The sequence below is a fragment of the Janthinobacterium sp. BJB304 genome (assembly GCF_002735765.1).
In the GTDB taxonomy this organism is placed as follows: Bacteria; Pseudomonadota; Gammaproteobacteria; order Burkholderiales; family Burkholderiaceae_D; genus Janthinobacterium.
Genome location: NZ_PDZN01000003.1, coordinates 210,341 through 237,095, shown reverse-complemented (window position 1 = coordinate 237,095; position 26,755 = coordinate 210,341). Strand labels below are relative to the sequence as shown.

Here is a 26,755-nt window from a genome sequence, read left to right as displayed (position 1 = left end):
ACGCGATGAACGAAGCGGATAAGGGGCCGGTTTCTGCGCTGGCGCGCGAGTGGGCGCGGCTGCGCGGCGACTTCTGGGACTTCGGCATGCTCAGCTGGATTCCCGTCGCGCTGTGCGGCATGCTGTGGCTGGTGTTTTCCGCCGGCATCGCGCGCGACTTGCCCATCGTCGTCATCGATAACGACAACTCGACCTTGTCGCGCCAGCTCACGCGCTGGCTCGACGCTTCGCCCGGCATCGCGGTGGCGGCCAAGGTGGCGTCCAGCGACGAAGCCCTGCACCGGCTGCGCGAGCGTACGGCGTTCGGCTACCTGCTGATCCCCAACGATTTCGAACAGAAACTGCTGGGCGGCCGGCAAGCCACCGTGCAATGGCTGTACAACGCGCAGTTTTCCTCGCACGCGGGCGCCTTGCTGCGCGACGTGCGCACGGTCAGCACGACCTTGTCGGCCGGCATCGAAATGACGGCGCGCGCAAAAAAAGGCATGTCGGGCGTGCAGGCGGCGGCCCAGTTCGAACCGATCCGCACGACACTGAACAGCCTATACAATGAAAACACCAGCTATGAAGCGTTTCTGACCCTGGCCCTGATGCCGGCCATGCTGCAGATTTTCATCGTCGTCGCCGTCGTCACGTCCATCGGACGCGAGTTGCGCGACGGCACGGTGCCGCAATGGCTGGCCTCGGCCAACGGCAGCTGGCTGCGTGCCATCGGCGCCAAGCTGCTGTTTCCCGTGATCGCCTACTGCGCGCTGGCGCTGCTGTACTTGCTGTTCTTCAGCCTGGCGCGAGGCTGGGCCGTGGCGGGCAGCTTGCCGGCCCTGTTGCTGAGCATGCTGCTGCTGGTGCTCGCGTATTGCGGCCTGGCCACCTTGCTGATCGGCGCCACCCTGTCCCTGCGCCTGGCCCTGTCGGGCGCGGCATTTATTACCGCACCGGCCTTCGCGTTCGCGGGCCAGGCCTTTCCCCTGATGGCCATGCCGGCACCGGCGCGCGCCTGGGCGGAAGCCTTGCCGCTCACGCACTATCTGCAATTGCAAACGAAATACTGGCTGGCCGGCGCACCGTGGCGTTATGGCGTGCAGGAAATGCTGATTTTAGCCGGCTTTGCCGTCGGCTGCGGCGTCGTGGGCGTATTCCTGCTGGCGCGCCGCGCGAATATGCCTGCGGCCTGGGGGCGCGCATGATCTGGCCGGCTTTTATCGCCACCTGGCGCGCCATGCTGACGGACAAGGGCGCGCTGACCTTGCTGTATATCGGCGGCATCATCTATTCCTTCTTCTATCCCTTGCCATACTCGACGGAAATCGTCCAGCGCGTGCCCGTGGCCGTCGTCGACCAGGACCGCAGCGCCATGTCGCGCCAGCTCACGCGCTTCGCCATGGCCCATCCCTCATTGCAAGTCGTGGCCGTCACGCCGGACTTGCCCGTCGCGCAGGATTTATTGTGGCGCGACCAGGTCATGGGCGTGCTGATCATTCCCGACGGTTTGCAGACGGACGTGCTGGCCGGCCGCGCCGCCCATGCGCAGGTGGCGGGCAATGGCTTGTATTTGATGCTGAACAAGGTGGCCTTGAACGGCCTGGCGGAAGTGGTGGGCACGGTGTCGGCCGGCATTGAGCTCAAGCGCTTGGGGGCGGGCACGCCATCGACCGTGCAGGCCAACCAGCAGCGCTCGCCCATTGCCTTCGATGCCGTGCCCCTGTTTAACGTCAAGGAAGGCTATGGCGCGTATGTCGTGCCGGGCGTGGCGACCTTGATCGTGCAGCAGACCTTGCTGATCGGCATGACCTTGCTGTTCGGCACCTGGTACCAACGCAAGAGCTTCCCTGTGGCCGGCCGGCGCACGGCGGGCGGCTATGCGGGCATGCTGCTGGCGTTTGCCTGCGTCGCTTTCCTCAATTGCTGCTATTTCTTCGGCTTCGTCTTCTGGTTCCAGGATTACCCCCGTGGCGGTAACTTCGGCGGCATGCTGTTGCTGCTGGTGCTGTTCTCGCTGGCGGAAGCGGCGTTCGGCATGCTGCTGGGCATGCTGTTCCGCACGCGCGAACGGGGCACGCAGCTGATGATCGCCACCTCGATGCCGGTGCTGTTCCTCGCGGGCCTGACCTGGCCCGTGTCGTCCATGCCCGTCGTGCTGCAATGGCTGCGCTGGCTGCTGCCGTCCACGGCCGGCATCCAGGGCTTTGTCGCGCTCAACCAGATGGGCGCGTCGCTGTATGAAATCCGCCATGAAGTGGCGGGCTTGCTGGCCCTGCTGCTGGCCAGCGTGGCGCTGGGCTGGTGGCGCTGGCGCGCCGAGGCGCCAGCACCCGCCATCAAACAAGGATGAGCATGAAACCAGAGAAAGCGCTGGAGCCCCCACTGGCTGTGGCGGAAGAAAGATATGCCACGATTTTGGCATCGATACAGGCTTATGCGCAGTTCTGTGACGCACATGGCGACGACGACAACGCCGAATACGACAGACTCGCGGATCAATTGCAGGCACTAAGCGGAAAAGATATTTCCCGCTTCAATTTGCGCGAGTGGTGGGAAGAGGAGGGCGCGGAAGTGCTGGCGTTCAGGATCGCCTTGCCCGATCCCGTGAAATTCGACGGTGTCAGCAGGACGGACATCGCGCACATCGTTGCCAGGATAGGTCGCTTCGAGTTGCCCGAAAAAGACGCCAACGAACCACGCTTCCAGCAGATATTCAGCGCTTTTCTTGATGACTACTACCACGCCTGGCTGAAGCTGCACTGCAAGACCTACAACTACCAGAAAATATTCGGTGTGCACAAGAGCAAGGACGGAAAGCGCTGGTGGTTGACCGACGACAAGAAGGTTGACCTGCTCTGGCCGCATCGCTAGAGACGGGATCCATCATGCCTCTTGTTCTGCAATGCTGCCAGCAGCAGCTGGCAAAAACCGTCGCGCACGGGGTCGGGCAGGTTGTCATTGGCCCGCAGCAGGCTGGCGACACGGGGTAGCGGCACCAGCCGTTCCAGTGCCGCATGCCGGTGCACGCCCTGGCCCAGGTTGCGTTCATTGACCACCGCCATGCCCAGGCCGGCGGCAATCGCGGTCAGCACGCCCGCCACCGACGGGCATTCCAGGCCCACGCTCCAGGCCATGCCGGCCTGACCCAGCTTTTCCTCGGCCAGCCGGCGGTAAAAGCAGTGCGGCCCGTAGGTGATCAGCTTGACGGTCTCGCCCGGCAAAGTCTGCTCTGCCGTGGCAGCGCACCAATGCAGCGTTTCCGTCCATAACAGTGTGTCGGCCGGCGCCGCCATGCCGGCAAAATCCTGATGCAAAATCACATCGAACACGCCGTCGGCAAAGCGTTCGCGCAATACCTGGCTTTGCTCCACCACCAGTTGCACGTCCACCTTGGGGTGGTGATGCGAGAACTGCGACAGCACCGCGCACACGTCCGTCAATGAAATCTGCTCCGTCACGCCGATGCGCAGCCGGCCATGCATCGCCGATGGCGAAAAATGGGCGACGGCATCATCGTGGGCATCGAGTATGTTGACGGCGTGCCGCAGCAGCACGGCTCCCTGGTCGGTCGTGCCAAACAGCCCGCCGCTGCGCGCCAGCAGCTGGCAATCGAGCTGCTGCTCCAGTCGCTTGATTTTCCAGCTGACGGCCGACTGGCTCAGATGCAGCATGCTGGCGGCCTGGCTCATGCTGCCGGTTTGTACCACTGCCCTGAACACACGCAGGGCATCGACGGATAGGCGCAAATTCATGAGTTATGACAAAAGTTGTATTGAAGAGCAAAAGAATGTCACTGGCGTCATGTCCAGTCAAGCCTTAACCTGCAGGTTCTGCAAACAAAAGGACATCTGATGACGAGTCAAGAACTGCTGTTGAATGGCCACGCCCTGATCCACGGCCACCGTATCGCCACCGGTATCCATGGCGCAGGCACGCCGCTGGTGCTGGTGCATGGCACGCCGGCGCACAGCATTATCTGGCGCGAACTGGTACCGCTGTTCGTCGATGCCGGTTTCCAAGTGCACCTGTATGACTTGCTGGGCTTTGGACGGTCGGAGCGGCCCGTCGAGGCCGATACCTCGGTAGCGGCGCAGGTGACCTTGCTGGCAGCCTTGCTCGACCACTGGCAACTGCCGGCCACCCATTTGTTCGGCCACGATATCGGCGGCGCCATTGCGCTGCGCCTGGCGTTCGACCACGCGTCGCGCCTGCGCAGCTTGAGCATCGCCGACGCGCCCAGCTACGATTCGTGGCCGTCGCCCACCTGGAAGCATCTGCGCGATGATTTCGCCCGGCGTGCCTTGACGCCGGCCAGCGAGCATCGCGGCACGATGGCGCGCCAGCTGGGCATGGCCGTTTTTCACAAGGACAGGATGCAGGGCGAGCTTCTGCGGTGCTACCTGGAGCCGCTGTGCGGCGTGCTGGGCCAGCCCTCGTTCTACCAGCACCAGGTGGCGCACTATAACGCCTGCTATACGATGGACTTTGCCGAAAGACTGCCGCAGTTGACAGTGCCGGTACAGGTATTATGGGGCCAGCAGGACGAGTGGCAGCCGGTGGCTTACGGCCATCGCCTGCAGCGCGATATTCCCGGCGCCACCTTGCACCTGTTTGACGAGGCCGGGCACTTCCTGATGGAAGACGCGCCATTGCCCGTCGCGGCGCAAGTCATCACGTTTCTTCATCAGATGGAGAGGAGAAGACCATGATATTGATCGGAATGCTCGATTCGCCCTACGTCAGGCGCGTTGCCATCGGTATGAAAGTGCTGAGCCTGGAGCACGAACACCGGCCCCTGTCGGTGTTTTCCGATTTCAACCAGGTACGGAGCATCAACCCGGCCGTCAAAGTGCCGACCTTGGTCACGGACGACGGCCGGGTGCTGATGGAGTCGACCTTGATCCTGGCGTATCTGGAGGAACTGGCCGCGCATGCTCCCCGCATCAGGCCGGAGCCGGAGCCGGGTCCGGCACGCCTGCGCGCGCTGTGCCAAACCAGCTATGCTTTGGCAGCCTGTGACAAAGCCGTGCAGATCGTCTATGAACGGCGCTTGCGCCCGCAGGAAAAGCAGCACCAGCCCTGGCTGGACCGCATCCAGCTGCAGTTGCATGGGGCTTGGGCGCAGCTGGAAGCGTCATTGCGCGAAGAGGCGCCAGACTGCTTGAGTATTGCCGGCATCACCATTGCGGTGGCCTGGAGTTTTGCTCAGCAGATGGTGCCTGACGTGATGGCTGCCAGCGATTATCCGGCCGTGGCCGCTTTGACGGCGCTGGCCGAGCAGCAGCCGGTATTTTTGGCCACGCCGATGGCGGGCTGAGCTGCTTTTCATCCGAACCGGTGCTTGCAGGTGGCTTGTGCAATAATTTCATTTCCTTAATGGAAGAGTATTGCCATGCCGTCTTTTAACCTGTTCCAGCGCCTGTCCCAGGCCCCCACCAAGCCCAAGGCCGCGCCCGCCGTGCGGCAGTTCGATGTGGCGGACCTGTACCAGGGCCCCATCGCGCTGGGAGCGGAAGGCGAGGCGCAAGCGCGGCCTTTCGATGAAAAGCTGCGCCAGGCGTATTTCTGGATCGTCAACCATGCCATCATCAGCCCCCACTACGACATCGAGTACAACGACGGCCCGTCGCAGACGTATTCCGTGGGCGACAGCCGCCGTACATTGAATTTGCCGTCGGCGCAAAGCTATTCGAGTTTTATTTTGCTGCCCCTGCTGACGTTCGCCACGCGCCGCAAATGCCTGTTTGTGGGCGGGCCGGGGCGGGGCAAGACGGCCAGCGCCCTGCTGATGGGCGTGCTGGCCGGTTCCACCGTCAAGGAGGTGAAACGCGCGATGCAGCATGGCCACCCGCAGATGACGGTGGCCGATTTGCTCGGCAATCCCTTACCGGCCGACCTGGTGAATGCGCAAAGCATGGACGATATCCGCATCGCCTGGCGCGCCTGGCTGGGCATGCGCGTGAAGATCGTCGATGAATACAACCGCATCCCCACGCGCACGCAAAGCGCGCTGCTCACCGTGATGGGCGACAATTACGCGGAAGTGCTGAACCATATTTACGAGTGCCCGGAAGCGGCCTGGTACCTGACGGCCAACGACGACCAGGGCGGCGGCACGTACCAGGTGATCGAGGCGCTGCGCGACCGGGTCGACGTGACGGTGCAGGCGCTGGCCTTCAACCCGCGCTTCCTGAACGAATTGCTGCTGCGCGTGGAAGAAAACGTGCGTCCCGAAGAGCTGGTGCCGCCCGATATCATCTTCACGGAAGGGGAGGTCGACCAGATCGGCGAGGCGATCCGCCAGGTGGGCATACCCGACGCCGTGCGCCGCCGCCTGGAATTTTTTGCCAGCCAGTTCGAGCTGTTCGAGACGGCCGGCGGCCAGTTCGAATACATGACCAAGGATACGGCCCGTTTGGCGGGCGCCGACCGGGGCGCCGCGCAGGCTGCCGACAATGGGCGCGACCGCCTGAAGGACCTCGGTTGCCAGACTTTGAACGGCATCTCCGTGCGCACCCTGATGGCGCTCATGATCTACGCCAAGGCCATGGCGTATTTCCGCGGCAATGGCGAGGTGGCGCTGGAAGACTTGCGCCAGGTGCTGCCCTTCGTCTTGCATAACAAGCTGCAGCCGGACCCGGACGCGCCGTTTTTCGCGCTGCCGGAAAACGCCGCCTACCGCAGCGACAGATTAGGCTGGCTGCGCCGCCTGTTCGACTTGTCCAACGATGAATTCAACCGCCTGGACCTGGACCGCGACGATCCCGTCGGCGTGCTGTCGGCCGAATTCGACCTGGGCCTCGATGGCGTCAGCGAGCGCGAAACCCTGGCGCGCCTGAACCGCATCGAAAAGCTGATCGGCGAACGCACGAAGGGGCGCAAGCTGTACGGCCCCCTGTACGACGACCTGCTGAAGCTCAAATACCTGCATCAGCGCTATACCAACTACCGCAGCTGGCTGCGTTCGCAATGAGCGTGCCGCACTGTCAAGGCTTCCTGGAAGCGCTGGCCATGCTCAATGGCGAGGCGAGCGACCTGTGCGCGAGCTACGAATTATCACGTCTGCCCGACGCGCCCGATCTTGCCACGGCGCTGGGCTTGCGCGTCGAAGATTATGCCTTGAACGTCATCGAACCGGCACGCCACTTGCCTGCGCCCTTGTGGCACATCAAGCTGGCGCCGTGCGCGCGTGCGCATCTGGAGCAGGTGTGCCAGCGCTGGTTTTTCTCGTCGCGGCACATGCAGGCGGCGCCACCGGGACGCTTCCGCGCGCAGCTGGTGGCCGCCTTCCTCGCATCGCTCGACGAGGCGCTGGGCGGTTTTTCCACGTATGCCGTGACGATGACGCCGCCCTCCGGTTTCTGGTACGCGATCCACTGGGACGAGATCGCGTTCGAACTGGGGAATGAACGCTATCTGCTGCACTTTTCGCACAGCGACTGAGGGGCCGCGATGATCTCTCCTGCCTTTGCCTCGCTACTTGCCGGGGGCCGCGCCCAGTTCAATGCGCGCGCAGCGGAAGCGCGTCGGCGCTTTCCCTCGCTCGACATGGCCGCCTTCGGCGCCTTCTTGCTCGACGGCGTCGATCCGCTGATAGTCGCCGTGGTCGCCGCCGCGCCCGAGCGGGCGGGCGGCGCGACCCTCGCTGCCTACGACATGGCCCTGGAATTGGTGGGCCATGGCCTGGCCGGTCCGGCGGCGAAAAACCCGTTCTTGAATACCGTCTGGCGCGAGCTGGCACCGCAGCTTTCAACGCTGCTGGCGACGGCGCCCATCGACGTGCTGGGCATGCTCAGCAACGCCGCCGTCCACATCGCCTCCGTGGCGGGGGCGCGTCCCGCGCAATGGCAGCGCGAGCTGGCCGCCCTGGCGCCGCAGATCGCCACGCTGGCGCAGCTGCGCGCAGTGGGCCAGGTGCTGGCCTGGCGCGCCGGCGTCGCGCATTTCCGCCAGGGCGCGCTGGCCGCCGCCGATACCTTGCCGCCCGCGCTGGCGCTGGCCGCCTTTGGCGAGCCCGGTGCGCCATGGCCGCAGGTGCATGCGCAGCTGATGGAGTACCCGTGGCGCGGCAATGCTGACGGCAGGGAGTTCGGCAGCTTCACAGGCCTCGGTGGCGACTTCGGCACGCCGCCGCAGGTGCGCGCTGCGGCGGATGGTTTTATCGTGCGCAGCGGCGAGCGCCATTACCTGCTGGTGGCCGACGCCTATGGCGCCGTGCTGCACAGCGCCACGGCGCCGGAGTTTGATCAGGCGCAAACGGGCACGCCATCGGCCGTGCGGCTCGATGGGGCGATCCTGCATATCGGCGCGCGCCGCATCGAACTCGATGTGCCGGCCGGCGACATCGCCATCGCCGCCAATGCGCATACGCTCGCCATCACGTCGCCATGGACGCACGCGATCCGCCTGCTGCCGCTCGCATGAAGAACGATGCCGACACCGCGCTGATCGAGGCCTGGCGCGCCGCCTGGCCCGAGGCCCTGGCCGTGTGGAGCAAATTTACACGCTTGCGTGACCCCAGCCTGTGCGCCAGCCGCGTCGAGGCCAGCAAGCAGGGCCTGTCCGGCAGCTTCGCCATGATCCGTTTGCTGGACCAGAGCGTGGTGGTGGACTTGCCGCTGGTGACGGAACTGGGGCTGGACGACTATGCGCTGGAAATCCTCGCCCATGAAATCGGCCACCATATCCTCGCGCCGGGCAGCGCCGGCGACCAGTTCCGTTTGCTGGCGCGCATGCGCCGCGCCTTGCCCACCCTGGAGCAGCACGCGCCCATGGTGGCCAATCTGTACACGGACCTGTTCATCAATGACCGCTTGCAGCGCCAGGCGAATCTGCGCATGGCCGACATCTACCGCAAGCTGCAGCAGGGGCGCACGGTGGAAGCGCGCGCCAAGGGCAGCGGCGGCGTGTGGACCTTGTACATGCGCATCTATGAAAACCTGTGGCAGCTGGAAAAGGGAGAGCTGGGCGGAGCAGGGGCTGAGAACGAGGCGGACGAACGCCTGGACACGGACGCCTGGCTGGGCGCGCGCCTGATACGCGTGTATGCGAACGACTGGATGCTGGCGGCGGGCCGTTTCGCCACCTTGCTGCTGCCCTACCTGGTCGACGATACGGACGCCCTGGGCCCGAGCCGCTATCTGCAGGACACGCGCGACGCGGCCCGTGGCTGCCAGACGTATGGCGCGCAGCAGATCGAGGATGACGAGGAGGGCGGCGCCATCCACCCCGTGCACGACAAGCGCATCTCGGGCCTCGATGGCGAGGAACCGCAGGGCGAGGCGCCGGCCAGGCCGGGCGGCGGCCAGCTGCGCGAACCGTTCGAGCTGGGCGACATTCTGAAGGCCTCGGGCATCGACCTGAGCGACCATGAAATCGCCATCCGCTACTACCGCGAGCGGGCCTTGCCGCACCTGGTAGCGTTTCCCAGCCGCCCCGCGCCCGAGTCGCAGGAGCCGCAGATGGAAGGGCTGGAAGCGTGGGAAATCGGCGATCCGCTCGAGGAAATCGACTGGCTGCAATCCGTGATGCAGTCGCCGCGCCCCGTGCCCGGCGTGACGACCGTGCGCCGCGTGTATGGCCGCGAACCGGCGCGCGCCATCGACGCCGTGCCCGTCGACCTGGACATGTACGTGGACAGTTCCGGTTCCATGCCGAATCCGCAGGCGCACACCTCGTTCCTGACCCTGGCCGGCGCCGTCATCGCCCTGTCCGCCCTGCGCGCCGGCGCGAAAGTGCAGGTGACCCTGTGGAGCGGCAAGAACGAGGTGATGCAGACGCCCGGCTTCGTGCGCGATGAAGACCTGATCCTGGGCGTGCTGACGGAGTTTTTTGGCGGCGGCACCTGTTTCCCTATCCACTGTCTGCGCAAGACCTATGCGGGCAAGCGCGAACGGCCCGCGCACATCCTGATGATTTCCGACGATGGCATCACCACCATGTTCGACAAGGATGAACTGGGCAACAGCGGCTGGGATATTTCCGCCAAGGCGCTGGCCCAGGGCGGCGCGGGCGGCACCATGGCCCTGAACCTGGCGCGCGACTGGGATGGCGCAGCGGCCAGCAAGTGGCTGCAGCAAACCTATGACGACCTGAAACGCGCGCGCCGCGAGCAGGACTGGGATATCCACGCCGTCGAGCGCTACGAGGACTTGCTGGACTTTGCGCGGGCGTTCAGCCGCAGGCATTATGTGAAGAGTTAAATAAGATGAATATGCGCAGCAAAATTCCGGGGTCAGACCCGGCGGGGCAATACGGTCCAATGGACCGTATTGCGATTCCGAAGGAACTGACCCCAGCATTTGCCGTTGGGTTGAGGTAATGACATCATGATGCAAATCGGTCCCCACCTCGAAATATTAACCCACCGCCTGGCCGACACGCCAGTCGAATTCCTCGCCGAGCCCCGTATCGCCGGTGTTGCCAATGCGCAGGCGGTGGCGGTGGCCGCGCTGGTCAACGACATTGTGCTGCTGCATGGCGCGCGTGCGCCGGCCGCGTCACTGCAGGGTTTTATCGGCACCCAGGTGAAGGCGGACCGCAACCGGCTGGCGCTGGCCATGATCCTGTGCTGGCTGCTGGCCGACGAGTGGTTCATCGCACAGCGGTTGCCGCAGCATGACCTGCTGCAGGTGCTGGGCGAGGCGGCGCGCGAACTGGCCGCCGCCACGCCCGCGCACCAGTTCACGCAAGACCCGGAGCGGCGCGAGGAACTGGCGCGCATCGTGCTGGCGCGCCTGGGTTTTCGGCCCCGCGACGAAAGCGTGGCGCAGGCCACGGACCGCTTGTCTGCCATCAGCGGCACGGAGCGCCGCCGCCTGCTCGAAGCGAGCCGCCTGGCCGAGCAGCGTTCGCGCGAGATCCGCGAGGCGCTGGCGAAAAAGGCGGCCGAGGAGTCGGCCGACAAGTGGTCGCGCGAATGACGCTCGCTGGCAAACCTGACGTCAACCTGCCGGGCGGCGCCTGGGAATCGGACCGCGACTATTGTCCCACCCTGACGCCGGCGGGCGCGCGCATGCTGGACAAACTGCGCAGCCATCCTTGCGCGCCCCGGTACCGCAACCGCAGCGGCAACAAGCTGCAGGCGGCGGAAGTCGAAGCGCTGCGCGCCTATGAACAGGACGTCATGGATGCCGCGATCGGCTGGAGCGTCGATGCGCCGCCGTCCTGGCTGGCGGATTATCTCAGGACGACCTACTCCACGGTGCCGTATTACCGCGCCTGCGGCTCGCCCCCCGCGCGCCTTGCGGACGTGGCGCCTGTCAGCCGCGCCGAACTGGCCCACGACATCGCCGCCTTCGTGCCCGACGATGCGGACCTGGCGCGCATGATCAATTTCCAGACGACGGGCACCACGGGCCATCCGCTGCTGATCGCCTCGCATCCGCTGGTGGCGGGGCGCTACCTGGCCTTCCACAAGCGCGCGCTGCGCCGCTTCGGCGTGACCCTGCGCCATGGCGCGGGCCAGGTGGGCGTGATGCTGCTGGGGCACCAGCGCCGCTGCTTCACCTATGTCTCCGTCACGCCGACGATGAACGAATCGGGCCTGGCGAAGATCAACCTGCACGTGGACGACTGGCGCCAGCCTGAAGACCGCGCGCGCTACCTCGATGCCATGGCGCCCGAGCTGATCGCGGGCGACCCCATCTCGTTTGCCGAGCTGCTGACCTTGTCCATGACGCACAAGCCTGCCGCGCTGCTGTCCGTCTCCATGATGCTGTTGCCCGGCATGCGCGCGCGGCTGGAAGCGGCTTTTGCTTGCCCCGTGCTCGACATCTATTCGCTCAACGAGGTGGGGCCCGTCGCCGTCTACGACGAGCGGGCGGGCGGCCATGTGTTGCTGCAGCACCGCTTGTACGTGGAAATCCTCGATGCTGCGGGACAGCCCGTGCCCGATGGCGCGCGCGGCGAAATCACGGTGACGGGCGGTTTTAACTTTTGCCTGCCCCTCGTGCGCTACCGCACGGGCGATTACGCGTCGCTGCTGCATGGCCCGCATGGCCCTGTGCTGGTGGGCCTGGCTGGCCGCAGCCCTTTGCGCTACAGGACGGTCAATGGCGAGTGGATCAACAATATCGACATCACGCATGCCCTGAAACCGTTGGCCATCGCCCTGTTCGGCGTGCATCAGCATGGCGACGGCGCCGTCGCGCTGCGCCTGGCACCGAACGCCATGCCGCAGGCTGACCGTGCTCGCGCCTTGCTCGCGCCTTTTTTCGGCGCCATCACGGTCGAGATCTTGCTGGCGGAAGACAAGATCATTCAATACACCTCGGATTTGCGGGAAGCGGCAGCATGAAGCTCCATAAACGCGGCCTTGTGGTCGGCAAATTTTGCCCGCTGCATCAGGGCCATGAACTGTTGATCAACCGTGCGCAAGACGCCTGCGAAGAGCTGCTGGTGGTCAGCTACACCAAGCCCGAATTTCCCGGCCTGGAACCGGCGCGCCGGGAACGGTGGCTGCGCGCGCAATTCCCGCAAGCGCACATCGTGGTGCTCGACGATGCGCGCCTGGCCGCCCTGTGCGCGGCGCGCGGCGTGCCGGCGCGCGCGCTGCCGCACAACGACGCCGATGGCGACGACCATCGCCACTTCATGGGCTGGCTGTGCTGGACGGTGCTGGACTTGCCCGTCGATGCCGTGTTTACCAGCGAAGAGTATGGCCCCGGCTTTGCGCAGGTGCTGGAACGGCATTATGCAGCTGGCGCGGTGGCGCACGTGAGCGTGGACCAGGCAAGAACCCTGGTACCCGTGTCCGGCACCCTCGTGCGGCAAGACCCGCATGCGCACAGCGCCTTCCTGTCGCCCGTTGTGCGCGCCGATTTCGTCACGCGCGTGTGCGTGCTCGGCGGCGAGTCGAGCGGCAAGACGACTTTGACGCAAGCGCTGGCGCGGTATTTCGAGACGGCCTGGGTGGCCGAATATGGCCGAGAGTTATGGGAGCGCCAGGATGGCGTATTGCACTATGACGATCTGCTGAAGATCGGCCGGGAACAGCTGCGCCGCGAAGCGCAGGCGCTCCTGGTTGCGCGGCGCTGGCTGTTTTGCGATACCTCGCCCATGACCACGTATTTTTACTGCGTCGAGATGTTCGGCAGGGCCGAGCAGGAATTGGCCCAGCTGGCCGAACACCGCTATGACCTTATGCTGCTGTGCGCCCCTGATTTCCCCTTCATCCAGGACGGCACCCGCCGCGACGAGGATTTCCGCGCGCGCCAGCATGCGTGGTATCAGGCCGAGCTGGCGCGGCGGGGGATTACCTTTGTCAATGTATCAGGTTCGGTGGACGAGAGAGTCAGGCAGGTGGCGCAAGTGTTGGCGGCGCAAACGCTGCGCTGACTGCCGCCAGGATTTCATCGGAAAAAGCTTCATCGTCAATTGCGCGCGCCAGCGCCACGGCACCCACCATGGCCGACAGCATGACGATGGCTTCCTGCCGGGGGTTGCGTTTTCTCTGCCACGGAAAATGCGTCGCCAGCTTGCCGATGATGGATTTCAGGTGGAATGTGAAGGCGGGGCGCACGGCAGGCTGCTTGCGCGCGTCGCCTGCCAGCGCCGCCAGCAGGCAGCCATGGCCCGGCGCATCGCGGTGGGCCGCGCTCACATAATCGCGCACGTATTGGCGCATGCTTTCCGGACTGGCCGTGGCCGCATCGAGCGCCACGCGCGAGTGCTCCGAGCCGTGCCGGGTGCTTTCGGCCATCAGCGCTTCCTTCGAGGCGAAATGATTGTAGAAGGGACCATGCGTCAGCCCTGTCGCCTTCATGATCTGTCCCACGCTGACGCCGTCAAAGCCCTGTTCGCGGAACAGCCGCGCCGCTTCCGTGAGGATGCGCTGGTGCTTTTCGGCGGTTTCTTCGGCGGGATAACGCATGGCAGGCTCCTGATCGCGGTTCAAAAATAATGGTTGACATCATACATGATGTTCGTCATGCTTCAACCTATTAAACATGATGATCGTCATATTTAATGCATATAAGCATGATAATCATCATGCTTGATGACACAATCCACCCCCTATCTTGAAGAAGGAATCATCATGAATGCAGTTACTACCCAAGGCACGGCCCTCGTCACCGGCGCCTCTTCCGGCCTTGGCGCCGTGTATGCGGACCGCCTGGCCGCGCGCGGATTTGATTTGATCCTGGTGGCACGCCGGGTCGAGCGCCTGGGCGTGCTGGCCAAGTCGCTGGCGGACAAGTATGGCGTGGCAGTGCGCGCCATGGCGGCCGACTTGTCCGCGCCGGCCGACCTGCAGCGTGTGGCCGATGAACTGGCCAGCAATCCGGCCATCACCATGCTGGTGAATAATGCGGGCGCCTCGACCCTGGCGCCCGTCGTCGATACGGCCAGGGCGGGCATCGCCACCATGGACAAGGTCAATGTGACGGCGTTGGCCGAGCTGACCTACGCCGTGCTACCGCAATTCAAGCAGCGCAACGGGGGCACCATCATCAACATCGGTTCCGTGCTGTCCTTCCACATCCTGCCTGTGAGCACGATCTATAGCGCCACCAAGGGTTATGTGATGAATTTCACGCGGGGCTTGCAGCAGGAGCTGGCCGGCACGGGCATCGTGGTGCAGCTGGTGCTGCCTGCGTCGACGGCGACGGAAATCTGGGAGTTGAGCGGCGTGCCGCTGTCGCAGCTGGACCAGGCCACCATCATGCGCGCGGAAGACTGCGTCGATGCGGCGCTGGCGGGCCTGGACCAGGGCGAACTGGTGACTTTGCCCTCTGTCGAAGAGCAGGCCTTGTGGGAGCAGTTTGACGCGGCGCGCCTGGCGCTGTTCGCGGGCGCGATGCGCGCCGCGCCGGCATCGCGCTATGGCATCAAGGGCTGACAGGCCCGCGTGCGGCAGCTACAGCGGCCGCACGGGGATGCAGATCTCGCAAGAGAATTCGCCGGTGGCCGGGTCCATCGCCGTGGCGGCGGAAAATCGCTCGAAGCAGGGGCGCTCGTCCCACTGCAGGCCGCTGGACGGCAGCCATTCGCGCGTCATGCGCGTCCACGCGTCGGCGATGGCGCTGGACGGTCCCTTGAATTGCGCCACCGCATATCGCCCGCCGGGCAGGGTGGCGAGGCTGGCGCGTCCGGCTGACTGGAAGCCGTCGGGCACGGCGACGCAGGCGTCGTAGCGGCATTTTTCCGGCGGCGTGATGGCGGGATCGTCAAGGCCGATGCCGTAGCAGGTGGCGTCGCCCAGGCCGTGCGACTGCATCCACGGTGATACGGTGTCGCGCCAGAAGGCGCTGATGGCGGGGCCGTAGGGGCCGATATGGCGCTGGCACGCGACGGTGGCGGGCGGCAGGTCGAGGATGGTGACTTGCATGGGACTCTCTCTATCAAGTGGATTGGAGTGCCCATGGTGCTGGAAGTTCGGTCCGTATTCCTGATCGGTATTGCGCATGGCCTGATCCGGATTGCTATCTTGCCGGCGCAGGCGCATGGACGCGAGCATGGCGGCGTTTTTCGCGGCAATGCCGGCGCGCCAGGCTGTCGGTGTGCAGCCGAATTTCAGCTTGAAGGCGCGCGCAAAAGCTTCGCCGGAACCGAAGCCCGTCGCCAGCGCGATGTCTAGTATCGACTCGCCGGGACGGCAGGCCAGCCGCAAGGCGGCCGATTCCAGGCGCCGGCGGCGCGCATAATCGCCCAAGGTTTCGCCCATCCAGGCGGCGAATACGCGGTGAAAGTGAAAACGCGAAAAGTGCGCGACGTCGGCCAGTTGGGCCAGGTCCAGCGGCGTGTCCAGGTGGCGGTCGATATGGTCGAGCACGGCGTTCATGCGGCGCGCATATTCGGCGCGGAACAGCCCGGACGCCCGCTGTTCAGGGGGAATAGGAGGGGAAGACATGCCGCCGATTATGGCATGAACTCCCCTCCGGGTGGCGTGTGCCTCAGGCTGCGTTCAAGGCCTGTTCCAGGTCTTCGCGCAAGTCGTCGATATGCTCGATGCCGACGGACAGGCGCAGCATGTCTTCGGACACGCCCGCCTTGGCCAGTTCCTCGGGATTGAGCTGGCGGTGCGTGGTGGACGCCGGGTGGGTGGCCAGCGACTTGGCGTCGCCGATGTTGACCAGGCGCGTAAACAGCTGCAGGGCGTCGAGCACGCGGGCGCCGGCAGCGCGCGGATCTTCTCCGGCGGCCAGTTTCAGGCCGAAGGACAGGATGCCCGAGGCGCGGCCGTGCATGTATTTTTTCACCAGCGCGTGGTCCGGGTGGTCTTCCAGGCCCGCGTAATTGACCCACGCGACTTTCGGATGCTGCTTCAGGTGCTTGGCCAGGGCCAGCGTATTGTCGCAGATGCGGTCCATGCGCAGGGCCAGCGTCTCGATGCCCTGGATCAGCTGGAAGGCGGAGAGGGGCGAAATGGCCGCGCCCATATTGCGCAGCGGGACGACGCGCGCGCGGCCGATGAAGGCGGCGGGGCCGAACGCTTCCGTGTAGACGACGCCGTGGTAGGACACGTCCGGTTCGTTCAGGCGCTTGAAACGCTCCTTGTGTTCGGCCCACGGAAATTTGCCGCTGTCGACGATGGCGCCGCCCACGGTGGTGCCGTGGCCGCCCAGGTATTTGGTCAGCGAATGGACGACGATGTCGGCGCCATACTCGATGGGGCGGAACAGATAGGGGCTCGGCACAGTGTTATCGACGATCAGCGGGATGCCGTGCGCATGCGCGATTTCGGCCAGCTTGGCCACGTCCGTCACATTGCCCAGCGGGTTGCCGATCGATTCGCAGAAGATGGCCTTGGTGCGCGCGTCGATCAGGGCGGCGAAGGTCTCGGGCTGGCGCGCGTCTGCGAAGCGCACTTCGATGCCGATCTGCGGCAGGGTGTGGGCAAACAGGTTGTAGGTGCCGCCGTACAGCTGGCTGGCGGAGATGAAATTGTCGCCCGCTTCGGCGATCGTCTGGATCGCGTAAGTGATGGCCGCCATGCCGGAAGCGACGGCCAGCGCGGCCACGCCGCCCTCCAGCGCCGCGACCCGCTTTTCCAGCACGTCCTGCGTGGGGTTCATGATGCGCGTGTAGATGTTCCCGGCGACCTTGAGGTCGAACAGGTCGGCGCCATGCTGGGCATTGTCGAAGGCGTAGGCCACCGTCTGGTAGATGGGGACGGCGGCGGCCTTGGTGGTCGGGTCGGGGGTGTAGCCGGCGTGCACGGCCAGGGTTTCGATTCTCATGTGGTCTCCGGTTCGAATGGGCTGCGGTGGTCAAATCCGCAGCCATTGTGCCATGCGCCCGTTAGCTCGTTGCTACGCTTGATAGAATATTAAGTCATAAGCTAGTGCGGTCTTGATATAAGTCATGCAGCTCCGTCTGGCTGATAAACCGTTCATGCGTGCCATGCTGGGCGCAGGCAAACGCGCCGCCGATGGCGCCGTGGCGCATGGCTTCGTCGAGCGGCAATCCTGCCAGCCAGGCGTGCAAAAACGCGGCCACGAACGAGTCGCCCGCGCCATTCGTGTCCACCACGGGCAGCTTCAATCCCGCTGTCGGAGTGTGGCGCACGGACGCGCTGCCCCGTTCCAGCAGGTAGGCGCCGTGCGCGCCGGCCATGGCGATCACGGCCTGCGCGCAGCCTTGCGAAATAATTTCGCGCATGACGGACTCCGTACGCTCGCCCAGCGCCGCCGTGCTGAGAAACACCAGGTCGGCGCGCAGCGCGAATACCTTGTGATGCGGGTTGACGCCATCCCAGTCGTGCAAATCGGTCGACACCGTCGTGCCGCACGCTTGGGCGTCGTCAAACAGTGCGGCCACCCAGCCCATGATGGAAAAGTGCGCGTGGCGCGCCGGTCCCAGGTAGGGAAGATAAAAAGCGGCCGGCATGCGCACGTCTTCCGGGTGGCGGCCGTCGTACAGCGACAGCCGGCGCCCTTGCGGGTCGACCAGGTTGACGCTGCGCCGCGTGCCCGAGGGTTCGACTAGGTGTGAAAAATCGAGTTTGGTCTCTTTATAGCGCTGCAGAATGGCCGCGCCTTGCGCATCGTCGCCGATGAAGTCGATGAACTTGCAGCGCAGGCCCAGCGCGTGGCAACCGAGCGCCACGCCATTGCCCGTGTGCGCCACGTAGTCGCGGATGGGGGGCACGTGCAGCGAATCGGCCACGGGCAATTGCAGGTCGGGGACGCGCACGATCGTGTCGATGCCGGCGCCGCCAACTACTAAAATGTCATAGGTACTCATGGTGCAGCCTTTTCTAACAGGGCGGTGCCGGCCGCGTTCACCGCGACGGTGCCATCTTTGACGATGTAGGTTTGATTGGTGTAGGCGTCGCGCAGCAGGGTGCCATCGGCGAACACGCCGTGCACCTTCAGTGAGAGCGCGCCTTGCGCCTCGGGCACGGCGATGACGGCGTCACCATCCATCACGCGGGCGAAGGCGTACGGCTTGTCGTTGATGAACCGGTGTTCACCGCGCGCCAGGGCAGGGTGGCGCAGGCGGAACTGGCCCAGCTTGCGCGCATGCGCGAGGGTGGCGGCATCGAGCGAGCCCCAGTTCATGCTTGACCGCGTGGCCTGCTGTTCGTCGCCGATGGGCGCCGTGCCAGGCTGGCGCGCGCTTTCATCGCCATAGAACAGCTGCACGCCGCCCGGCGCCAGCAGCAGGGCGGACAAGCCGTGCTTCAATTGATCGCGCGGGAACAGGCTGGTGTCGTGCGAGGAGATGTACGACAGGATGTCGTAATGGGGCTCATTGCCAATGCGCTTGGCCAGCAGCCCCGCGTACTGGCGGTACACGCCGTCGATGCTTTTCCAGTCGCCGCCCGCGCGGTGTTGAAAGTCGAAATTGATCATCGAGTCGAAGCCGGCATCAAACCAGCTGCTGCGCTCGGGCCCATGGCCCCACGCTTCGCCCGTCATCCAGAACGGTGCGTCGTCGATCTTTTGTTCTGGATGGCGCGTTTTCCAGTCTTGTAATGCCTCCGTGGCCGCCGCGCGCAGGGCTAGCCAGCTGGCCGGCTCCACGTGCTTGACGGTGTCGGCCCTGAAACCGTCGACGCCGAATTCGCGCACCCAGTCGGCCAGCCAGTGCACCAGATAACCGCGCACCGTGGTGCCGGGCAGGGCGACGGCACGCGTGTCCGTCTTGCGCTGCAAAATCGGCGGCAAGCCCACGGCCTTGCCGCTCTCCGTGCGGAAGTCGGGCAGGTAGGCCAGCTGCATCGTGTAGTCGTCCTTGCCGCCATCGGAATAGCCGGGCAGGCCCGCACGTACCCAGTCCGGCCCCCACCATTGCTTGAATTCGAAGTTGTTGTAGTCGATGAAGCTGTGATAATCGCGCAGCGCGGCCTTGTCATGGCCGGGCCACAGCACGGGCACCTTGTATTCGGCCAGGGTGCGCAAGTCCGCATAGCCGGGATGGTTCAGCACTACGTCGAACAGCACGCGGATGCCTTGCGCGTGCGCCGTGGCGATCATCTCGCGCAGCTCGTCGCGCGTACCCATGTTGGCGTCCATCGTGGTGTAGTCGAGCGCCCAGTAGCCGTGGTAAGCATAGTGCTGGAATTGCTGCTTGCCGCCCACCACCCAGCCGTGGATCTGCTCGTACGGCGCCGTGATCCACAGCGCGTTGACGCCCAGTTCCTTGAAATAGCCGGCTTTGAGCCGCTGCGTGATGCCGGCGATGTCGCCGCCGTGAAAGCTGCCCACGTCGCCGCCTTGCGGGTCGGCGGCGCGGCCGTAACTGTGGTCGTTGCCGGGATTGCCGTTGGCGAAACGGTCCGTGACGGCAAAGTAGACGATGGGGTTGTCAGCGAAGCTGAAGCTGCCTGCCTGCGCCGAAGCGCTGAGTAACAGGGCGGCCAGCGTGGTCAGGGAGCGTCGCATGGTCAGCCCTTCACGCCGCCGGCCGTCAGGCCGGAAATCATCCATTTTTGCGCCAGCAGGAATACGGCCGTGATGGGCAGGCCGGACAAAATGGCCGCCGCGGCGAAGTCGCCCCACAGGTATTTTTGCTCGTACAGGAACAGTTTCGAGCCGACGGCCAGGGTCAGGTTGTTCTGCTCATGCAGCAGCACGGACGCGATCGGGTATTCGATGATGGCGCCGATGAAGGACAACAAAAACACCACCATCAGGATGGGCACCGTCATCGGCAGCAGCACGTAGACGAAGGCCTGCCACTGCGTGGCGCCGTCGACCTTGGCCGCTTCCTCGATCTCGACGGGGATGGTTTGATAATAGCCTTTGATGGTCCAGATATGCAGGGCGATGCCGCCCGTGTAGGCCAGCACCAGGCTGCCGTGGTGGTCGATGCCCAGCCACGGCACGTAGCTGCCCAGCACGTCGAAGATGGCGTAGATGGCCACCAGGGCCAGCACGGCGGGGAACATCTGCAGCAGCATCAGCGCGGACAGCGTCTGCGACTTGAAGCGGAACTGCATGCGCGCGAACGCATACGCGCAGGTGGTCGACAGCAGCACGGTGACGGTGGCGCTCATGCTGGCCACCTTGATGGAGTTCCACAGCCACAGCAGCACGGGGAAGTCCGGTTCGACCAGGGCGCCGTTGGGCGCCTGGTAGGACATGCCCAGCGCCAATCGCCAGTGCTCGAAGCTGATCTCGGGCGGGATCAAACTGCCCGAGGCGAAGTTGCCTGGGCGTAATGAAATCGACAGGATCATCAGGAAGGGGAACATCACCAGCGCGATCAGGGCGATCACGGCGACGTGGGCCGCCAGGATGCGCCAGCGGTTGGAACGGTCGACAACGATAGCCATATGCTGTCCTTTATGCTTTGTTCATGCGCGTCAGGCGCATGTTGACCAGCGAAATCGCGGCCACGAGGAAGAAGATCAGGGTCGAGATGGCGGCGGCCAGGCCAAAGTTCTGGCCGGAATCCTCGAACGCGATGCGGTAGGTGTAGGACACGAGCAAGTCCGTCGTGCCGGCCGGTAACGTTGTATCGAGGAAATCGGGACGTCCGCCCGTCAGCAAGCTGATCAGCACGAAATTATTGAAATTGAACCCCAGGCTGGCCACCATCAGCGGTGTCAGCGGCTTGATGATCAACGGCAGGGTGATCTTGAAGAAATTCGTCAGCGGTCCCGCGCCGGCCAGGGCCGAGGCTTCGTACAGGTCCGACGGGATCGCCTTGATCAGGCCCATGCACACGACCATCATGTAGGGGTAGCCGAGCCAGGTGTTGACGATCAGGATCATGGCCTTGGCCAGGGTGGTGTCCGAGAACCAGGCGGGCTTGATGCCGAACAAGGCATCGAGCACGAGGTTGATTTCGCCGAAGTTGTTATTGAACAGCCCCTTGAAGACCAGGATGGAGATAAAACCGGGCACGGCGTATGGCAGGAACAGCAGGGTACGGTACAGGCCGCGGAAGCGCAGCGCATCCCAGTTCAGCAGCACGGCCAGCACCATGCCCAGGCCCGTCGTGGTGGCCACGCTGATCAGGGCGAAGACGATGGTCCAGACGAAAATACGCAGGAAGGGGCCGCGGAACGCTTCATCGGAGAAGATTTTCACGAAGTTGGCAAAGCCCACATTGACCTTGAAGCCCGGTTCCAGTTTGGTGCCGTCCGGCATTTCATAAAAGCCCGTCTTGAAGTTCGGCGTCACGAGTTCGCCCGTGGCGACTTTTTTGAGGGTCTTGTCCGGCAATTGCTTGTAGACATGCGCGACGGGACCGAATTCGCGCAAGCCCACCATGCGCAGCTCGATCCTGTTCGGCAGGACCAGGGTGAGCAGCTTCAAGTCCTTTTGCAGGGCGATGATGTCCTTGATGGGCAGGGCAGGGGCCAGCACGGGCGCCTGCACGGGGTCAGCCGGCGCCACGTCCACCTTCAGCGGGACGGCGCGCTTCAGGGCTAGCGGCGGCGTCAGCAGCACTTCGCCCGTGTCCGGGCTTTCCAGGCGCAAGCGGTATTCCTTGTTGTCGGCATGCACGGTCATGGCATAGCCGGCGCTTTCCACGCGCTGCGTCTCGTCGAGCAGGTATTGCGTGGCCCGGTCGTAGGTGAGCAGGTTGCGCGAACTGAAATTGGTAAAGCCGATCGACACCGTGTACACCATCGGCAGCAGCACGAAGACGATTACCGCCGTGATGCCGGGGAACAGGTAACGGTAGGCATAGGCGCGCGGCGACGTGAAGACAAACGTCGTCAGGGTCAGCAAGCCGAGGAAAACGGCGGCCAGCATGGTCTGGCCGGAAATGTACAACATGAAGAGCAGATACAGACCCAGCGCCATGCTGATGGTCAATACCGTAGGGCCGATAAACTTGCGCACGATGGGATACCTGTGAAGATGGATGCTGGATGTCAAGCGTGGTGGCGTAGGTCGGATTAGCGGCTGCGCCGCGTAATCCGACATCAGCCGCCAACAATGTTGTCGGATTACGGCCCTTCGGGCCTAATCCGACCTACCTAAAGCTAATTAATTGGCGGTCGTAATCCGCTTCGCCGCCGCATCCAGGCCATCCTTGGTCGTCTGGCGGCCCTGGGTGATGTTTTCCAGCGCCGATTGCATCGACGACCAGAAGCGGCCCATTTCCGGGTTGTTCGGCATCGGGCGGCCCGCCTGGGCGCTTTCCATCGTCGCCTGGATGTTCGGATTGGCTTTCAATTCCGCGAACAGCACTTTATTAGCTGGCGTGCCCAGCGGGACGTCGGCGTTGATGGTTTTCAGGCCATTGAGCTGCAGCATCTGGTTTTCCAGAAATTCCGTCGCCAGGTCCTTGTTCGGACTGGCTTTCGAAATCATCGCACCCAGCACGCCCACGAATGGGGTGGCCGTCTTGCCTGCCACGGTAGGAATCGTTGCCACGCCGTAATTGATCTTCGATTTGCGCGCATTGTCCCACGACCATGGACCGTTGATCATCATGGCGATCTTGCCCTGGTTGAAGCCCGCTTCCATTTCCGCGTAGCCCGCGCCCTTCGGCATGGCGCCGCTGTTGATCAGGCTCATCAGCGCATTCACGCCGGCTTGCGAACCGGCATTGTTCACGCCCGTTTTCGCTGCATCGTAGCGGCCGTCGGACTTGACTTCAAACGGGAAGCCGCCGCCCGCGCCCAGCAGCGGCCACGTGAAATAGGTATTCGTGTAATCCCACAGGATGGCTTTCTTGCCTTGCGCGGAGAGTTTCTTGTCCAGCGCGGCGATTTCCTCGAAGGTTTTTGGCGGGGTCGGCACCAGGTCCTTGTTGTAGACGAGGGCGACGGCTTCGATCGAGATCGGGTAGCCCCAGGTCTTGCCGCCCACGGTAAATGCGTTCCAGGCCAGCGGCAGGATGGCGGCACGCGCTTCCTTGCTTGGCGTTACTGGTTGCAGCAAGCCTGCGTCGATCCAGCCGCCGATGCGGTCATGCGGCCAGATCCAGATGTCCGGGCCCTTGCCGGCGGCGGCCGCTTGCTGGAATTTGTTCGGCGCATCTTCCGGGTGTTCGACGACGACCTTGACGCCCGTCTTCTTGGTGAATTCTTCGCCGACCTTGGCCAGGCCCTTGTAGCCTTTGTCGCCATTGATCCAGATCAACAGGGTGCCTGCTTCGGCCGCGTTCGCCATGCTGACGGCGGCCAGGTTGCCGATGCCGGCCAGGGCGGCGGCGATCAGGGTGGTTTTGATGAAGCTGCGTTTCGGGTGCGTGAAGGACATGTCAATCTCCAGTATCTTTTTTTATGCTAAGTTTATGTTGAGTATCAAGGCTGAAACGATGCAACCAGGCCAGGCGGCGCCTGTAGCGCCTGGCCCCTAAAGCGGATAGATCAGGTGCGGGTCTGGCCGTGCTCGTCGAACACGTGGACGCGGGCGGGCGCCACCTGCAGCGCCACGGACTGGCCAATCGCCCAGTCCGTATCCGCATCGGCACGCACCACCAGCGGCTCGTCGCCGCCCGGGACGTGCACATACAGATAGCTGATGTCGCCCAGTTTTTCCACCGCTTGCACGGTGGCCGTGATGGCGGCAGCGGCGCCGGGCGCGCATGCCTGCACGTGCTCGGGGCGCGCGCCGACGGTGACGGGCATACCGCTGGCCAGCGGCTGCGTCAACGCCGCCTGCAGCATGCCGCCCGCATTCGTGGCGATGGTGGCCACGCCGTCGATGTAGCTGTGGATCTTGCCTTTGAGGAAGTTCATGCGGGGCGAACCGAGGAAGCCGGCCACGAACAGGTTGGCGGGATGGTGGTACAACTCCAGCGGTGCACCCACCTGCTCGATGCGGCCCGCGTTGAGCACGACGATGCGGTCGGCCAGGGTCATCGCCTCGACCTGGTCATGCGTGACGTAAATCATGGTCGAGCGCAATTCGCGGTGCAGATTCGCCAGTTCGATGCGCATCTGCACGCGCAAGGAGGCGTCCAGGTTGGACAGCGGTTCGTCGAACAGGAAGACGTCGGGTTTGCGCACGATGGCGCGGCCGATGGCCACGCGCTGGCGCTGGCCGCCCGATAAATCTTTCGGTTTGCGTTCGAGCAAAGGTTCGATGCGCAGGATTTGCGCGGCGCGCTGCACGGCGTCGGCGATCTGTACTTTACTCATGCCGGCCAGTTTCAGGCCGAAGGCCATGTTCTGTGCCACGCTCATGTGCGGGTACAGGGCGTAGCTCTGGAACACCATGGCGATGCCGCGCTTGGCGGGCGGCACGTCGTTCATGCGCGTCTTGCCGATGAATAAGTCGCCGCCGCTGATTTCTTCCAGGCCGCAGATGCTGCGCAGCAAGGTCGATTTGCCGCAACCCGACGGACCCACGAAGACCATGAATTCGCCATCGGCGATCTCCAGGTCGATGCCGTGCAGGGTTTGCACGTCGCCATATGCCTTCTTCAGGCCTGTTAACTTCAGTCCAGCCATGTCGTCCTCGTTCTCTCAATTTGGCCCCGCTGATGCGCGGGGCTCGTTATTGTAATTGGCGGCATGGCCGCCAATGCCTGCGATTTACGCCAGGGTACCGAACCAGCCGCCATGCGGGGGCAGGCTGATCTGCTGGCCATCTTTACTGCCTGGCAAGCCGTGACCGGCCAGGCCGGCTGCTGGCGCCGCGTCAGGCCAAGTGAAGGTGACCGCCTCCGTGCCCAGGTTGAAGGCGGCCAGCACGGACGGCTGTCCCGGCAAGTCGCGGCGCAGGGCCAGCACGGGTTCCGGCGCATCGAAGAAGACGATGTCGCCGCGCAGCAACTGCGGCAAGGTACGGCGCCAGGCGAGGATATTTTGCGCAAAGCGCAGCGGCGAGCCGGCATCGTTTTCTTCCACATCGACGGCGCGCGCCAGGTGTTCGGGCGGCACGGGCAGCCAGGGTTTTGCCGAACTGAAGCCGCCATGCGGCGCATCGGCCACCCATGGCATCGGCGTGCGGCAGCCATCGCGGCCCTTGAACTGGGGCCAGAACGGGATGCCGTACGGGTCTTGCAGCGCTTCGAAAGGAATGTCCGCTTCCGTCAGGGCCAGCTCGTCGCCCTGGTACAGGCAGGGCGTGCCTTTCAAGGCCGCCTGCACGGCCAGCACCACCTTGGCCAGCGACGGCGACGGGTTCTGGCCACCCCAGCGCGTCATGACGCGCACGCTGTCGTGGTTGCCCACGGACCAGGAAGCCCAGCCGTCGGCCACTTGCGCCTCGAATTCTTCCACCTGCTTGCGGATATGCGCGGCGGAAAACTCGGCCGTCAGCAGGTTGAAACTGTAAGCCATGTGCAGCTTGTCGGCGCCCGTGTAGGCGGCCATCGTGGCCAGCGCATTGTCGTCGCCCACTTCGCCGATGGAAATGGCCTGGTATTCATCAAGGATGGCGCGCACGCGCTGCAGGTAGGCGATGTTTTCCGGCTGCGTCTTGTCGTACATGTGCGCCTGCATGCCGTACGGGTTGATGGCCGACACGCTGCTCGCATCGCGCTGTGCGGCGGGCGGATTGTCGCGCAGCAACTGGTCGTGGTAGGGGAAATTGCAGGAATCGAAGCGGAAACCGTCGACGCCGCGCTCGAGCCAGAAACGCAGGTTGTCCAGCTGCGCCTGCTGCACGGCCGGGTTGTGGAAGTTCAGGTCGGGCTGGCTGACGAGAAAATCGTGCAGGTAGTACTGGCCGCGGCGCGGCTCCCATTGCCAGGCGGAACCGCCGAACACGGACAGCCAGTTGTTCGGCGGCGTGCCGTCCGGTTTCTGGTCGGCCCACACATACCAGTCGGCCTTGGGATTGTCGCGGCTGGAGCGGCTTTCCACGAACCACGGGTGGACGTCGGACGAGTGCGACAGCACCTGGTCGATCATCACTTTCAGGCCCAGTTCATGGGCGCGCGCCACCAGGCGATCGAAATCGGCCAGGGTGCCGAACATGGGGTCGACGTCGCAGAAGTCGGCCACGTCGTAGCCGAAGTCTTTCATCGGCGACGTGAAGAAGGGCGAGATCCAGACGATGTCGGCGCCCAGGGCGGCGATGTAATCGAGCTTGGAGGTAATGCCGGGCAAGTCGCCGATGCCGTCGCCATTGCTGTCGAGGAAGCTGCGTGGATAGACCTGGTAGATGACGGCGCTGCGCCACCAGTCGGCGGGCAGGTGGGCGAGATTGTTCTGGATGGTCGGCATGAATGATTTCTTAAAAGTGCCTGTAGCCGTGGCTATCAGGGCGGCGCTGCTGGTTGGTAGGCGAACGTCTTATTTTAAAATTCAAAGCGCTTTGGGTATGAAATGAGTATAGTTCAAAGCGCTTTGAAAAGTAAAGCGATACACGCGCCAGACATACGATTTTTTTATGAGGGTGATTCAGGACAACAAGACGGGAGAGCCGGGGTCAGACCCGCCGGGGGAATGCGTCCCGGTGGGGCG

At 64.2% G+C, this 26,755-nt stretch carries 24 protein-coding genes; 13 read left to right on the top strand and 11 right to left on the bottom strand.

Annotated elements, in window-relative coordinates:
* Positions 1 to 5 precede the first annotated feature (5 nt).
* From CSQ95_RS05105 to CSQ95_RS05095, 3 genes are read left to right on the top strand one after another with little or no spacing between them, the layout of a single operon-like run.
* Positions 6 to 1,187, top strand: coding sequence for an ABC transporter permease (locus CSQ95_RS05105; RefSeq protein WP_099408741.1), 1,182 nt, complete (start codon positions 6 to 8; stop codon positions 1,185 to 1,187).
* Positions 1,184 to 2,332, top strand: coding sequence for an ABC transporter permease (locus CSQ95_RS05100; protein ID WP_099408740.1), 1,149 nt, complete (start codon positions 1,184 to 1,186; stop codon positions 2,330 to 2,332). The genes CSQ95_RS05105 and CSQ95_RS05100 overlap by 4 nt, the downstream gene beginning before the upstream one ends.
* Positions 2,333 to 2,334: 2 nt before the next feature.
* Positions 2,335 to 2,853 (top strand): hypothetical protein, encoded by a 519-nt coding sequence (locus CSQ95_RS05095; RefSeq protein ID WP_143449907.1) that lies wholly within the window; start codon positions 2,335 to 2,337, stop codon positions 2,851 to 2,853.
* Here CSQ95_RS05095 and CSQ95_RS05090 read toward each other — a convergent pair.
* Complete coding sequence (locus CSQ95_RS05090; protein ID WP_099408738.1) at positions 2,850 to 3,734, bottom strand: LysR family transcriptional regulator; 885 nt, start codon at positions 3,732 to 3,734, stop codon at positions 2,850 to 2,852. The genes CSQ95_RS05095 and CSQ95_RS05090 overlap by 4 nt on opposite strands.
* Before the next feature lie 99 nt (positions 3,735 to 3,833).
* Between CSQ95_RS05090 and CSQ95_RS05085 the strand changes: the two genes are divergently transcribed.
* The 9 genes from CSQ95_RS05085 to CSQ95_RS05045 all read left to right on the top strand — a co-directional run bounded on the left by CSQ95_RS05085 (position 3,834) and on the right by CSQ95_RS05045 (position 13,320).
* Positions 3,834 to 4,691 (top strand): alpha/beta fold hydrolase, encoded by an 858-nt coding sequence (locus tag CSQ95_RS05085; RefSeq protein WP_099408737.1) that lies wholly within the window; start codon positions 3,834 to 3,836, stop codon positions 4,689 to 4,691.
* On the top strand, positions 4,688 to 5,299 hold the full coding sequence (locus CSQ95_RS05080) for a glutathione S-transferase (protein WP_099408736.1): 612 nt from the start codon (positions 4,688 to 4,690) through the stop codon (positions 5,297 to 5,299). Before CSQ95_RS05085 ends, CSQ95_RS05080 begins: the two co-directional genes overlap by 4 nt.
* A 75-nt stretch (positions 5,300 to 5,374) precedes the next feature.
* The gene (locus CSQ95_RS05075) at positions 5,375 to 6,955 is read left to right on the top strand and encodes an AAA family ATPase (RefSeq protein WP_099408735.1); all 1,581 of its coding nucleotides are present in this window, start codon (positions 5,375 to 5,377) and stop codon (positions 6,953 to 6,955) included.
* A gap of 2 nt (positions 6,956 to 6,957) precedes the next feature.
* Positions 6,958 to 7,425 (top strand): hypothetical protein, encoded by a 468-nt coding sequence (locus CSQ95_RS05070; protein WP_143449906.1) that lies wholly within the window; start codon positions 6,958 to 6,960, stop codon positions 7,423 to 7,425.
* 9 nt (positions 7,426 to 7,434) lie between these two features.
* Positions 7,435 to 8,406 carry a hypothetical protein gene (locus tag CSQ95_RS05065; RefSeq protein WP_099408733.1) on the top strand — a complete coding sequence of 324 codons (972 nt, stop codon included), beginning with the start codon at positions 7,435 to 7,437 and terminating at the stop codon, positions 8,404 to 8,406.
* Positions 8,403 to 10,184, top strand: a complete 1,782-nt coding sequence (locus tag CSQ95_RS05060) for a VWA domain-containing protein (RefSeq protein WP_099408732.1) — start codon at positions 8,403 to 8,405, stop codon at positions 10,182 to 10,184. Before CSQ95_RS05065 ends, CSQ95_RS05060 begins: the two co-directional genes overlap by 4 nt.
* Before the next feature lie 126 nt (positions 10,185 to 10,310).
* Positions 10,311 to 10,904, top strand: a complete 594-nt coding sequence (locus CSQ95_RS05055; protein WP_180278957.1) for a hypothetical protein — start codon at positions 10,311 to 10,313, stop codon at positions 10,902 to 10,904.
* On the top strand, positions 10,901 to 12,280 hold the full coding sequence (locus tag CSQ95_RS05050; protein WP_099408730.1) for an AMP-binding protein: 1,380 nt from the start codon (positions 10,901 to 10,903) through the stop codon (positions 12,278 to 12,280). The genes CSQ95_RS05055 and CSQ95_RS05050 overlap by 4 nt, the downstream gene beginning before the upstream one ends.
* Positions 12,277 to 13,320, top strand: a complete 1,044-nt coding sequence (locus CSQ95_RS05045) for an AAA family ATPase (protein WP_099408729.1) — start codon at positions 12,277 to 12,279, stop codon at positions 13,318 to 13,320. The genes CSQ95_RS05050 and CSQ95_RS05045 overlap by 4 nt, the downstream gene beginning before the upstream one ends.
* Here the strand turns inward: CSQ95_RS05045 and CSQ95_RS05040 are convergent.
* On the bottom strand, positions 13,277 to 13,855 hold the full coding sequence (locus CSQ95_RS05040) for a TetR/AcrR family transcriptional regulator (RefSeq protein WP_099408728.1): 579 nt from the start codon (positions 13,853 to 13,855) through the stop codon (positions 13,277 to 13,279). The two genes, CSQ95_RS05045 and CSQ95_RS05040, sit on opposite strands and share 44 nt — an antisense overlap.
* 165 nt (positions 13,856 to 14,020) lie before the next feature.
* Here CSQ95_RS05040 and CSQ95_RS05035 point away from each other — a divergent pair, with 165 nt between their 5' ends.
* Positions 14,021 to 14,824, top strand: a complete 804-nt coding sequence (locus tag CSQ95_RS05035) for an SDR family oxidoreductase (RefSeq protein WP_099408727.1) — start codon at positions 14,021 to 14,023, stop codon at positions 14,822 to 14,824.
* A gap of 18 nt (positions 14,825 to 14,842) precedes the next feature.
* Here CSQ95_RS05035 and CSQ95_RS05030 read toward each other — a convergent pair whose 3' ends face one another.
* From CSQ95_RS05030 to CSQ95_RS04990, 9 genes are all read right to left on the bottom strand, one after another.
* Positions 14,843 to 15,835, bottom strand: a complete 993-nt coding sequence (locus CSQ95_RS05030) for a GyrI-like domain-containing protein (RefSeq protein WP_218963579.1) — start codon at positions 15,833 to 15,835, stop codon at positions 14,843 to 14,845.
* Between the two features lie 43 nt (positions 15,836 to 15,878).
* Complete coding sequence (locus CSQ95_RS05025; RefSeq protein ID WP_099408725.1) at positions 15,879 to 17,165, bottom strand: O-acetylhomoserine aminocarboxypropyltransferase/cysteine synthase family protein; 1,287 nt, start codon at positions 17,163 to 17,165, stop codon at positions 15,879 to 15,881.
* A gap of 94 nt (positions 17,166 to 17,259) precedes the next feature.
* Complete coding sequence (locus CSQ95_RS05020; protein WP_099408724.1) at positions 17,260 to 18,171, bottom strand: carbohydrate kinase family protein; 912 nt, start codon at positions 18,169 to 18,171, stop codon at positions 17,260 to 17,262.
* Positions 18,168 to 19,814, bottom strand: a complete 1,647-nt coding sequence (locus tag CSQ95_RS05015) for an alpha-amylase family glycosyl hydrolase (RefSeq protein ID WP_099408723.1) — start codon at positions 19,812 to 19,814, stop codon at positions 18,168 to 18,170. The genes CSQ95_RS05020 and CSQ95_RS05015 overlap by 4 nt, the downstream gene beginning before the upstream one ends.
* A gap of 2 nt (positions 19,815 to 19,816) precedes the next feature.
* The gene (gene malG, locus CSQ95_RS05010; RefSeq protein WP_070218276.1) at positions 19,817 to 20,707 is read right to left on the bottom strand and encodes a maltose ABC transporter permease MalG; all 891 of its coding nucleotides are present in this window, start codon (positions 20,705 to 20,707) and stop codon (positions 19,817 to 19,819) included.
* A gap of 10 nt (positions 20,708 to 20,717) precedes the next feature.
* Positions 20,718 to 22,229: a maltose ABC transporter permease MalF gene (gene malF, locus CSQ95_RS05005; protein WP_071654406.1), complete on the bottom strand. Its 1,512-nt coding sequence runs from the start codon at positions 22,227 to 22,229 to the stop codon at positions 20,718 to 20,720.
* 147 nt (positions 22,230 to 22,376) lie between these two features.
* On the bottom strand, positions 22,377 to 23,597 hold the full coding sequence (gene malE, locus CSQ95_RS05000) for a maltose/maltodextrin ABC transporter substrate-binding protein MalE (protein ID WP_180278956.1): 1,221 nt from the start codon (positions 23,595 to 23,597) through the stop codon (positions 22,377 to 22,379).
* A 110-nt stretch (positions 23,598 to 23,707) separates the two neighbouring features.
* On the bottom strand, positions 23,708 to 24,793 hold the full coding sequence (locus CSQ95_RS04995) for an ABC transporter ATP-binding protein (RefSeq protein WP_070311949.1): 1,086 nt from the start codon (positions 24,791 to 24,793) through the stop codon (positions 23,708 to 23,710).
* Positions 24,794 to 24,877: 84 nt separating this feature from the next.
* Positions 24,878 to 26,515 (bottom strand): alpha-amylase family glycosyl hydrolase, encoded by a 1,638-nt coding sequence (locus CSQ95_RS04990; RefSeq protein WP_099408722.1) that lies wholly within the window; start codon positions 26,513 to 26,515, stop codon positions 24,878 to 24,880.
* Positions 26,516 to 26,755: the final 240 nt, after the last annotated feature.

Coding starts and splice junctions, on each gene's coding strand:
- CSQ95_RS05015 (WP_099408723.1), bottom strand. CDS start 19,814: ATGCGACGCTCCCTGACCACGCTGGCCGCCCTGTTACTCAGCGCTTCG.
- malE (WP_180278956.1), bottom strand. CDS start 23,597: ATGTCCTTCACGCACCCGAAACGCAGCTTCATCAAAACCACCCTGATC.
- CSQ95_RS05030 (WP_218963579.1), bottom strand. CDS start 15,835: ATGTCTTCCCCTCCTATTCCCCCTGAACAGCGGGCGTCCGGGCTGTTC.
- CSQ95_RS05080 (WP_099408736.1), top strand. CDS start 4,688: ATGATATTGATCGGAATGCTCGATTCGCCCTACGTCAGGCGCGTTGCC.
- CSQ95_RS05105 (WP_099408741.1), top strand. CDS start 6: ATGAACGAAGCGGATAAGGGGCCGGTTTCTGCGCTGGCGCGCGAGTGG.
- CSQ95_RS05060 (WP_099408732.1), top strand. CDS start 8,403: ATGAAGAACGATGCCGACACCGCGCTGATCGAGGCCTGGCGCGCCGCC.
- malG (WP_070218276.1), bottom strand. CDS start 20,707: ATGGCTATCGTTGTCGACCGTTCCAACCGCTGGCGCATCCTGGCGGCC.
- CSQ95_RS04995 (WP_070311949.1), bottom strand. CDS start 24,793: ATGGCTGGACTGAAGTTAACAGGCCTGAAGAAGGCATATGGCGACGTG.
- CSQ95_RS05050 (WP_099408730.1), top strand. CDS start 10,901: ATGACGCTCGCTGGCAAACCTGACGTCAACCTGCCGGGCGGCGCCTGG.
- CSQ95_RS05020 (WP_099408724.1), bottom strand. CDS start 18,171: ATGAGTACCTATGACATTTTAGTAGTTGGCGGCGCCGGCATCGACACG.
- CSQ95_RS05035 (WP_099408727.1), top strand. CDS start 14,021: ATGAATGCAGTTACTACCCAAGGCACGGCCCTCGTCACCGGCGCCTCT.
- CSQ95_RS05045 (WP_099408729.1), top strand. CDS start 12,277: ATGAAGCTCCATAAACGCGGCCTTGTGGTCGGCAAATTTTGCCCGCTG.
- CSQ95_RS05025 (WP_099408725.1), bottom strand. CDS start 17,165: ATGAGAATCGAAACCCTGGCCGTGCACGCCGGCTACACCCCCGACCCG.
- CSQ95_RS05040 (WP_099408728.1), bottom strand. CDS start 13,855: ATGCGTTATCCCGCCGAAGAAACCGCCGAAAAGCACCAGCGCATCCTC.
- CSQ95_RS05085 (WP_099408737.1), top strand. CDS start 3,834: ATGACGAGTCAAGAACTGCTGTTGAATGGCCACGCCCTGATCCACGGC.
- CSQ95_RS04990 (WP_099408722.1), bottom strand. CDS start 26,515: ATGCCGACCATCCAGAACAATCTCGCCCACCTGCCCGCCGACTGGTGG.
- CSQ95_RS05090 (WP_099408738.1), bottom strand. CDS start 3,734: ATGAATTTGCGCCTATCCGTCGATGCCCTGCGTGTGTTCAGGGCAGTG.
- CSQ95_RS05075 (WP_099408735.1), top strand. CDS start 5,375: ATGCCGTCTTTTAACCTGTTCCAGCGCCTGTCCCAGGCCCCCACCAAG.
- CSQ95_RS05065 (WP_099408733.1), top strand. CDS start 7,435: ATGATCTCTCCTGCCTTTGCCTCGCTACTTGCCGGGGGCCGCGCCCAG.
- CSQ95_RS05095 (WP_143449907.1), top strand. CDS start 2,335: ATGAAACCAGAGAAAGCGCTGGAGCCCCCACTGGCTGTGGCGGAAGAA.
- CSQ95_RS05055 (WP_180278957.1), top strand. CDS start 10,311: ATGATGCAAATCGGTCCCCACCTCGAAATATTAACCCACCGCCTGGCC.
- CSQ95_RS05100 (WP_099408740.1), top strand. CDS start 1,184: ATGATCTGGCCGGCTTTTATCGCCACCTGGCGCGCCATGCTGACGGAC.